Annotated in this window: 12 protein-coding genes and 1 tRNA gene; 8 read left to right on the top strand and 5 right to left on the bottom strand. The window is 71.9% G+C overall.

Going from position 1 to position 7,018, the window contains the following annotated elements; translation table 11 throughout:
• Positions 1-276, bottom strand: a 276-nt coding sequence (locus GH736_RS14315) for a coenzyme F420-0:L-glutamate ligase (protein WP_203230777.1), incomplete at its 3' end; no start/stop codon positions are given.
• Between GH736_RS14315 and GH736_RS14310 the strand changes: the two genes are divergently transcribed.
• The 6 genes from GH736_RS14310 (at position 226) to GH736_RS14285 (ending at position 4,545) form a co-directional block, all read left to right on the top strand.
• Positions 226-816: a DUF6264 family protein gene (locus GH736_RS14310; RefSeq protein WP_328596866.1), complete on the top strand. Its 591-nt coding sequence runs from the start codon at positions 226-228 to the stop codon at positions 814-816. The genes GH736_RS14315 and GH736_RS14310 overlap by 51 nt on opposite strands.
• A 62-nt stretch (positions 817-878) precedes the next feature.
• Complete coding sequence (locus GH736_RS24590; protein ID WP_203230776.1) at positions 879-1,610, top strand: DUF6328 family protein; 732 nt, start codon at positions 879-881, stop codon at positions 1,608-1,610.
• A gap of 10 nt (positions 1,611-1,620) precedes the next feature.
• Positions 1,621-2,463, top strand: coding sequence for an exodeoxyribonuclease III (locus GH736_RS14300; RefSeq protein ID WP_159604454.1), 843 nt, complete (start codon positions 1,621-1,623; stop codon positions 2,461-2,463).
• 100 nt (positions 2,464-2,563) lie between these two features.
• Positions 2,564-3,901: a serine/threonine-protein kinase gene (locus GH736_RS14295; RefSeq protein WP_159604452.1), complete on the top strand. Its 1,338-nt coding sequence runs from the start codon at positions 2,564-2,566 to the stop codon at positions 3,899-3,901.
• Positions 3,898-4,341: a hypothetical protein gene (locus tag GH736_RS14290; protein WP_159604442.1), complete on the top strand. Its 444-nt coding sequence runs from the start codon at positions 3,898-3,900 to the stop codon at positions 4,339-4,341. Before GH736_RS14295 ends, GH736_RS14290 begins: the two co-directional genes overlap by 4 nt.
• Positions 4,342-4,401: 60 nt before the next feature.
• Entirely contained in the window at positions 4,402-4,545 is a 144-nt protein-coding gene (locus tag GH736_RS14285; protein WP_159604431.1) for a hypothetical protein, read from the top strand.
• On the opposite strand, the gene GH736_RS14280 is transcribed toward GH736_RS14285, so the two are convergent.
• Both GH736_RS14280 and GH736_RS14275 read right to left on the bottom strand, forming a co-directional pair.
• Positions 4,509-5,348: an SDR family NAD(P)-dependent oxidoreductase gene (locus tag GH736_RS14280; RefSeq protein ID WP_159604429.1), complete on the bottom strand. Its 840-nt coding sequence runs from the start codon at positions 5,346-5,348 to the stop codon at positions 4,509-4,511. The genes GH736_RS14285 and GH736_RS14280 overlap by 37 nt on opposite strands.
• Positions 5,349-5,435: 87 nt before the next feature.
• A complete protein-coding gene (locus GH736_RS14275) occupies positions 5,436-5,810 on the bottom strand; it encodes an iron chaperone (RefSeq protein WP_159604419.1) in 375 nt (124 codons plus the stop codon).
• Between the two features lie 69 nt (positions 5,811-5,879).
• Here GH736_RS14275 and GH736_RS14270 point away from each other — a divergent pair, with 69 nt between their 5' ends.
• Positions 5,880-6,347: a GNAT family N-acetyltransferase gene (locus tag GH736_RS14270; protein WP_159604417.1), complete on the top strand. Its 468-nt coding sequence runs from the start codon at positions 5,880-5,882 to the stop codon at positions 6,345-6,347.
• 4 nt (positions 6,348-6,351) lie between these two features.
• On the opposite strand, the gene GH736_RS14265 is transcribed toward GH736_RS14270, so the two are convergent.
• Entirely contained in the window at positions 6,352-6,528 is a 177-nt protein-coding gene (locus GH736_RS14265) for a hypothetical protein (RefSeq protein WP_159604415.1), read from the bottom strand.
• A gap of 114 nt (positions 6,529-6,642) precedes the next feature.
• On the opposite strand from GH736_RS14265, the gene GH736_RS14260 reads away from it, so the two are divergent.
• Positions 6,643-6,930 carry an ATP-binding cassette domain-containing protein gene (locus tag GH736_RS14260; protein WP_159604468.1) on the top strand — a complete coding sequence of 96 codons (288 nt, stop codon included), beginning with the start codon at positions 6,643-6,645 and terminating at the stop codon, positions 6,928-6,930.
• Here GH736_RS14260 and GH736_RS14255 read toward each other — a convergent pair.
• Positions 6,890-6,963: transfer RNA gene (locus GH736_RS14255), tRNA-Met, on the bottom strand. The two genes, GH736_RS14260 and GH736_RS14255, sit on opposite strands and share 41 nt — an antisense overlap.
• Between the last annotated feature and the right edge of the window lie 55 nt (positions 6,964-7,018).

Below are 7,018 nucleotides of genomic sequence, written 5' to 3'. Positions count from 1 at the left end.
CGCCCCGACGATGCCCTGGCGGTTCTCGACGATGCGCGTGACGCCGCCGTCGTAGGCGCGGGTCGCGACGACCCGCACGGTCTCGGCCGTGATCGCGGCCTCGCGGTCGGCGGCCTCGACGATGCGGCCCTCGGCCTTGGACACGATCTTCGAGGTCACGACGAGGATGTCCCCGTCGCCGAGCTCCACCGCACCCGCGATGAGCGCGGCCAGGTCGTCTCCGCGCTGCACCTCGGGCAGGCCCTCGATGCCCTCGATGCTGAATCCCACGGCCATGCGGCTGCCCCGTCCCACTCGATCGCCTGCGTTCGGCGCGGGCCTCCCCGCACGTTCCCGCGCGTACCCCGCACCCGATCCTTGCAGCATCCGGCGCCCCGCTGCCAGAATTCGGCCAGCGGCGCGACGGGCGCTCGCGGGTCGGGGGAGCGCATGACCGAAGCAGTGCAGCCGTACGCGGCATCCGCACCGGCGAGGCGGCCCGTGGTCATGTGGGACCTGGTGCTCACCATCGTGCTGCTCGTCGTCATGATCGGCGCGGCGCTGCTCGCGTCGTTCTTCGCGGTGTTCCTCGCCTTCGCGGGCGACTCCTGCGGCGCCAGCACCGTCTGCGACTACGACCGCATGGGCACCGGCATGCTCATCGCGCTGATCGGCCCGCTCGCGGTCGGCCTCCTGGCGCTCATCGCCGCGGTGATCGTGCTCGTGCTGCGCCGCCTCGCGTTCTGGATCCCGATCGCCGGGATCGTGCTCATCGCCGCCGTCTTCTTCGGCGGGGCCGCGCTCACGATCTCCGGCGTCGAGGGCGCGACGTTCTAGGGCGGTGGCGACGCGCGCGCAAGGGCTTGTCCACCGGCGGGCGGACGTGGCTACCATCGAGCATGAACGCCCGACACGCCGGACCGCCGGTCTCCGACGCCCTCGGCCGCGGCGACGAGGTCCCGTCGCCCGACGGGACCGATCCCGGCCGCGACGGGAAGCCCGGCCGCGAAGCAGGCCGCACCGACGGTCGGTCCGCCGGCGCGCTCTCAGGCCCGGCCGCCACTCCGCCCGCGCACGACGAGGACGTCGCGCCGGGCGACGGGCGCAACGAGACGCCCAACGAGCGCAGCGACCGCAATTGGAGTGACATCCTGCAGGAGCTGCGGGTCGCGCTCACCGGCACGCAGCTCATCGGCGGCTTCCTGCTCGCCGTGGCGTTCCAGCAGCGGTTCGAGGAACTCGACCAGTACCAGCTCGTCCTCTACCTCGTGCTGGTCGCACTCGCCGGCCTCGCGACCATCGTCGGCCTGGCCCCCGTGACCCTGCACCGCACGCTGTTCCGTCACCAGGTGAAGGAACGCATCGTTCGCACCGGCAATCGGCTGCTCATCGCCCACCTCGCCGTCGTCGCCCTGCTCGTCCTCGGGGTGACGACCCTGATCTTCGACTTCGCCGTCTCGCGGGCCGCCGGCATCATCACCTTCGTCGTCGGGGCCATCGTGCTCGTGCTGCTCTGGCTGGTGCTGCCGCGCCTGCAGGAGGCCAAGGACGGCGACGACCCCGAGGTCGTGCAGTCCGAGGCGGAGGACGAGGCGGAGGACGCGCGCAAGGGTGTCGGCACGCCGTCCTAGGCTTGCTTGCATGCGCATCGCCACCTGGAACGTCAACTCGATCCGCACCCGCGTCGACCGCGTCGTCGACTGGATGGTGCGCGAAGACGTCGACGTGCTCGCGATGCAGGAGATCAAGTGCAAGCCCGAGCAGTTCCCGGCCGCGCAGTTCGAGGATGCCGGCTACGAGCTCGCGCTGCACGGCTTCGACCAGTGGAACGGCGTCGCCATCGCGAGCCGGTCGCCGATCGAGTCGGTCGAGACGAGCTTCCCCGGCATGCCGGGCTTCCTCAAGGGGCTCGAGGGCCCCGACCAGCCGCAGGAGGCACGGGCCATCGGCGCGACCATCGACGGCGTGCGGCTCTGGAGCCTCTACGTGCCCAACGGCCGCTCGTTGGGCGACCCGCACTACACGTACAAGCTCGACTGGCTCGAGGCGCTGACCGAGTACACCCGCGAGCAGACCACGTCGTATCCCGAGGTGCCGTTCGCGCTCATGGGCGACTTCAACATCGCCCCGTTCGACGTCGACAACGGCGACCCGACCGTGGTCGTCGGTCGCACGACCCACGTCTCCCCTGAGGAACGCGCGGCGTTCTTCGCCCTCGAGTCGGCCGGCGTCAGCGACGTCGTGCGCGCACGGGTGCCCGAGGGGCTCTTCACCTACTGGGACTACAAGCAGCTGCGGTTCCCCCGCAACGAGGGCATGCGCATCGACTTCGTCCTCGGCTCCGCGGCGTTCGCCGAGGCGGTGACGGATGCCTCGATCCACCGCAACGAGCGCAAGGGCGCGGCGCCGTCCGACCACGTCCCGGTGCTCGTCGACCTGGCGCTCGAGCCGGTCGACGACGATTCGCCGATGATCTTCGGCTGACGCATCCAAGGGCATCCCGAGCACTACCAGACCTCGAGCGACGCGGCCACCCCACCCCTTGTCAGGACGGGTCGCCGCGACGGCGACTACCCTCGATGGGGTGAGCACCACCCCGAACAGCGTGATGGGCGACGCCTTCACGGGCGCGACGCTGGGCGACCGCTACCGCCTCGAGGGCCTGATCGGCCGCGGCGGCATGGCAGCCGTCTACCGCGGCGTCGACCTCGCGCTCGGCCGACCCGTCGCGGTCAAGGTCTTCGCCGCCGAGGCGGAGGGCCTCGACGACGCACAACGACGACGCTCCGAGACCGCGCTGCTCGCGAGCCTCTCGCATCGCGCACTGGTGCGGCTGTACGACGCCTCGCGCGACCCGGCGACGGGCCGGGAGTTCCTCGTCATGGAGCTCATCGAGGGCCGCGACCTTCGCGAGACGCTGCGGCTCGGCCCGCTCGGGCCGTCGGATGCCGCGGGCCTGCTCGCCGACCTCGCCGAGGCGCTGCACGTCATCCACGATCGCGGCATCGTGCACCGCGACGTGAAGCCCGCGAACGTGCTCCTCGAACCCGCGCACCTGCCGAGCCGCACGTGGAACGCGAAGCTCGCCGACTTCGGCATCGCCCGCCTCATCGACGACGCACGCATCACCCGCGCGGGACTGCTCGTCGGCACGCCCGGCTACGTCAGCCCCGAGCAGGTGACGGGTCAGCCCCCGTCCCCCGCGAGCGACGTCTACTCGCTCGGGCTCCTCGTGCTCGAGGCGCGCACCGGCGAGACGCCCTTCCCCGGGCCGGCCGTCGAGTCGGCGGGCGCCCGGCTCGCGCGTGATCCCGACATCCCCGCCACCCTCGGCGAGGACTGGGTCGCATTGCTGCGGGCGATGACGGCCCGCGAACCGGGTGACCGTCCGTCGGCGCTCGACGTGGCGATCGCCGCGAGCACGCTCGACACGACGCCCGTCACCGAGGCGGATGCGCTCGCACCGACCATCGCGTTCACCGAGGTCGCCGACCAACCCACCGAGGCGATGCCGGCGGTCGGGGGCCACGAGCCCGGAGCATCCGACGTCGCCCCAGGGGCCGAGCCCGTGGCATCCGCTGCCCCAGGGGACGCGACCGCCGCCACGCGCGTGCTCCCCGCCGCCGACCGCTCATTCTTCGCGGTGCCGGGCGCCGCCGCTGCCGGAGCGGGCGCGACCGCTGCGGCACGACCCTCGCGAGCCGAGCGCCGCTCCGCCGGAGACCACGACGGCGATCGCCGGCGCTGGGTGCGGCCCGCCATCGCGGTCGCGCTGCTGCTGGCGATCGCGGGCGTGGTGACCGCGGTGGTGCTCTCGGCGTTCAGCGCCCCTGCGCCCGAGGCGACGCCCGAGCCGTTGCCCGCCGTACCGGGAGACCTCGGCGTGCACCTCCAGCAGCTCGACGAGGCGGTGAGCGGATGATGCGCCGGCTCGCCACCCGTCACGCCCTGCTTCCCGCGGCGGCGATCGCGGTCACGATGGCCTTCGGACTCTCGTCGTGCGCAGCCTCGAGCGAGAACACCGCGGCGGCCATGCACGACTCGGTCGTGCAGATCTCGACGCGCGCGGCCGAGGGCGACTATCCCGGTGCGCTCGCCGAGCTCGCCCTGCTCGAGCGCGATGTCGACGCGGCGGTCGACGACGGCGCCGTCGACGCGGCACAGGAATCCGACATCCGCGCCGCCATCGACCTGGTGCGCGCCGACCTGGAGGCGGCCGACGTGGCGAGCACGCCCACGCCTGCACCCGCCCCGGCACCGGCCGGCGATGACGCCGACCAGCCCGGCCAAGACGACAACAAGGGCAAGGGCAACAACAACGGCAACGACGACAAGGGCAAGAAGGGGAAGGGCGAGGGCTGACCGCTCGTCGGTCGACGTGATTCGCGGCGAGCACCCAGCTTGCGGGGCTACGGTCGCCGCATGACCCCCGAACTCGTGCCCGTGATCGCTGTGGCCGCCCTGGCGGTGTCGCTGTCCATCGGCGTGATCGCGCATCGCCTCCGCCCGCAGCCCGTGCGGGTGCGGGCTCAGTCGCGGCCGGTGAATCGCTCCATCGAGCGGTAGACGCCGAAGCCGTCGCCCACGACCCGGTCGAACACCCGGGTGGGCAGCAGTCCCCGGAGCGCCCGGGACAGGCCGACCCTCCATGGCAGCTCCACGAGCGGCGTGCCGGCGAGCATCGCCTTCCAGACGCGGTCGACGACGAACTCGGGATCGAGCACCGGGGTGAGCGTCGGCCCCTTGGCGCCCGCGAACATGCCCGTCGAGATGTAGCTCGGCGTCACCGTGGTGACCTTCACGTTGCCGTGGTCGGCCTGCTCGAGCTCGAGCCGCAGCGACTCGCTCCAGCCGATGAGGGCGGCCTTGGATGCCGCGTACACCGCCATGCGCGGATTCGCGAGCGTGCCGGCGGCCGACGCGATGTTCACGATGCGTGACGCCCGGTAGGCGTTCGCGATCATGCCCGGGATGAACTCTCGCGTGATGTACATGGGCGCGAGCGCGTTGACCTGCATGGTCGGGCGGGTGTCCTCGCCGTTGTCGGTCTCCCAGAAGTAGCGGTTGCCGCGGACGATGCCGGCGTTGTTCACGAGCACGTCGGGGTTGCCGACCTCGCGCCGCACCCGCTGGGCCGTCTTGGCGATCGCACCGAGGTCGCCCACGTCGACGACGTACGACTGCACCCTGCTACGACCCCGCGAGACCGCACCGAGCTCGTCCACCGTGCGCGCCAAGGCGGACGCGTCGCGGTCCCAGAGGGTGACGGATGCCGCGTGCTCGGCCACCGCGCGCTCGGCGTACATGCGGCCCATGCCCGCCGCCGCGCCCGTGATCAGCACGTTGGCACCCTGCACCGTTCTCGTCATCGTTCCATCTTCGCGCACGCGGGAACGACCGCGGGTCGGTCGAGCGGGCCCCCGTCCGACGCGGGCGGCGTCCGCCGCCAGTCACCGTCAGCCCTCGTCGGGCGCTGCGACGGCGCGACGCATCCGCACGATCTCCTGCGACATCCGCGTGATCAGGTCGTAGGGCACGGGATCGGCGTACCGGAAGTTCACCGTGTCCTTCTTCGAGCGGTACGGCGCGACCTCCGCCTCGAGCGGGCCGTCGAAGGCGGGCACGGGATAGAGGCCGACGTGCTGCTTCCACCCGGCGAAGTGGATCGCGTACCGGCCGCCGAGCATGACCGCGCCCATCCCGTAGCGCACCTTCTCCTCGCCGCCTGGCACGCCCGCATGAATCGCGGCCCGCACGCGCTCGAGCACGTCGCGGACCTCGGGCGGGAAGGACGCGACGTAGTCGTCGACGGTCTCAGGAGCGGCGGCCATGCCGGCAGTCTACGTCACTGAACCGTTTGGTTCACTGACAGGCGACGGCCTCCGTGGCAGCATGGTCGGATGACGACCCCCGACCTCCGACTCGTCCCGAAGACGCCCGAGCAGACCGCCGCCTGGCTGCCCGTCGCGATGGCCGCCTACGAAGATGCTCGTCGGCGCGCCGGCGACGACGCCGACGGGGCCGCCGCCGCCGCCCGCGCCTCGCAGGACCAGTTCTTCCCCGACGGTCGCCTCATCGACGGCCACTTCCTCTTCACCGTCGAGGCCGACGGCGAGGACGCCGGCTGGCTCTGGCTCGGCCCCGTGAAGGACACGTCCACCTGGTACGTCTGGGATGTGGCCGTGCACGAGTCGTTCCGCGGCCGCGGCCTCGGTCGGGCGACCATGGCACTCGCCGAGGAGTTCGCCCGATCGCAGGGCGCTTCCACGATGCAGCTCAACGTGTTCGCCTACAACGAGCCCGCGATCGGCCTCTATGGGAGCCTCGGCTACGCCGTCACCTCGATGCACATGCAGAAGCCGCTGTAGCGCATCACCCCGCCTCATCGGTGGAGACCACCGCGAAGCCGCCCGACGGGATCCGCACCGTCGCCGAGACGTGCACCAGCTCCGTCGCACCACCGTCGCCCGCGAGCTCCAGGCGCGACACGACCGGGCGCACGAGGAGCGCGTCGAGCGTCAGGTCGCCCAAGAACTTGACATCGAGCACTGCGCTTTGCTATTCACGGCCACTGTTACGCCGCGGGTCATGCCCGGCTGACAGTGGGGACGGGCGTGGGTAGCGTCGGGGCATCCACCCCGAGCCCGCCCGCGAGGAGCAGCCATGACGGCGACATCCGAGACCGGCCGCGAGACCACGGCCCGCTCGGCCGCGCGCGCCGACGCCTCGGCCGCTGCACCGGTCGACTTCCGCGGCGTGGGCCGGACGTTCGGCAGCGGACCCGACGCCCGCATCGTGCTCCGCGACATAGATCTCGAGGTCGCGGCGGGCGAGATCGTCGCCATCCTCGGTCCGAGCGGATGCGGCAAGTCGACGCTCCTGCGCATCGCCGGCGGCCTCGACGCTCCGTCGGCGGGCGCAGGATTTGAACCTACGACCTCTGGGTTATGAGCCCAGCGAGCTACCGAACTGCTCCACCCCGCGACGCTGACTCCCCTGCGGCAGTCATTCCTTGCGATATGCCTGATCAGCTCGGGAT

The organism is Agromyces humi (assembly GCF_009720255.1).
GTDB lineage: Bacteria > Actinomycetota > Actinomycetes > Actinomycetales > Microbacteriaceae > Agromyces > Agromyces humi.
Note: the sequence above shows the minus strand (reverse complement) of the source record. Positions and strands in the feature narration are given on the sequence as shown.

Excerpts from the sequence above, each read along its gene's own strand:
- GH736_RS24590 (WP_203230776.1), top strand. The coding sequence starts at position 879 with ATGAACGCCCGACACGCCGGACCGCCGGTCTCCGACGCCCTCGGCCGC.
- GH736_RS14300 (WP_159604454.1), top strand. The coding sequence starts at position 1,621 with ATGCGCATCGCCACCTGGAACGTCAACTCGATCCGCACCCGCGTCGAC.
- GH736_RS14290 (WP_159604442.1), top strand. The coding sequence starts at position 3,898 with ATGATGCGCCGGCTCGCCACCCGTCACGCCCTGCTTCCCGCGGCGGCG.
- GH736_RS14285 (WP_159604431.1), top strand. The coding sequence starts at position 4,402 with ATGACCCCCGAACTCGTGCCCGTGATCGCTGTGGCCGCCCTGGCGGTG.
- GH736_RS14280 (WP_159604429.1), bottom strand. The coding sequence starts at position 5,348 with ATGACGAGAACGGTGCAGGGTGCCAACGTGCTGATCACGGGCGCGGCG.
- GH736_RS14275 (WP_159604419.1), bottom strand. The coding sequence starts at position 5,810 with ATGGCCGCCGCTCCTGAGACCGTCGACGACTACGTCGCGTCCTTCCCG.
- GH736_RS14270 (WP_159604417.1), top strand. The coding sequence starts at position 5,880 with ATGACGACCCCCGACCTCCGACTCGTCCCGAAGACGCCCGAGCAGACC.
- GH736_RS14260 (WP_159604468.1), top strand. The coding sequence starts at position 6,643 with ATGACGGCGACATCCGAGACCGGCCGCGAGACCACGGCCCGCTCGGCC.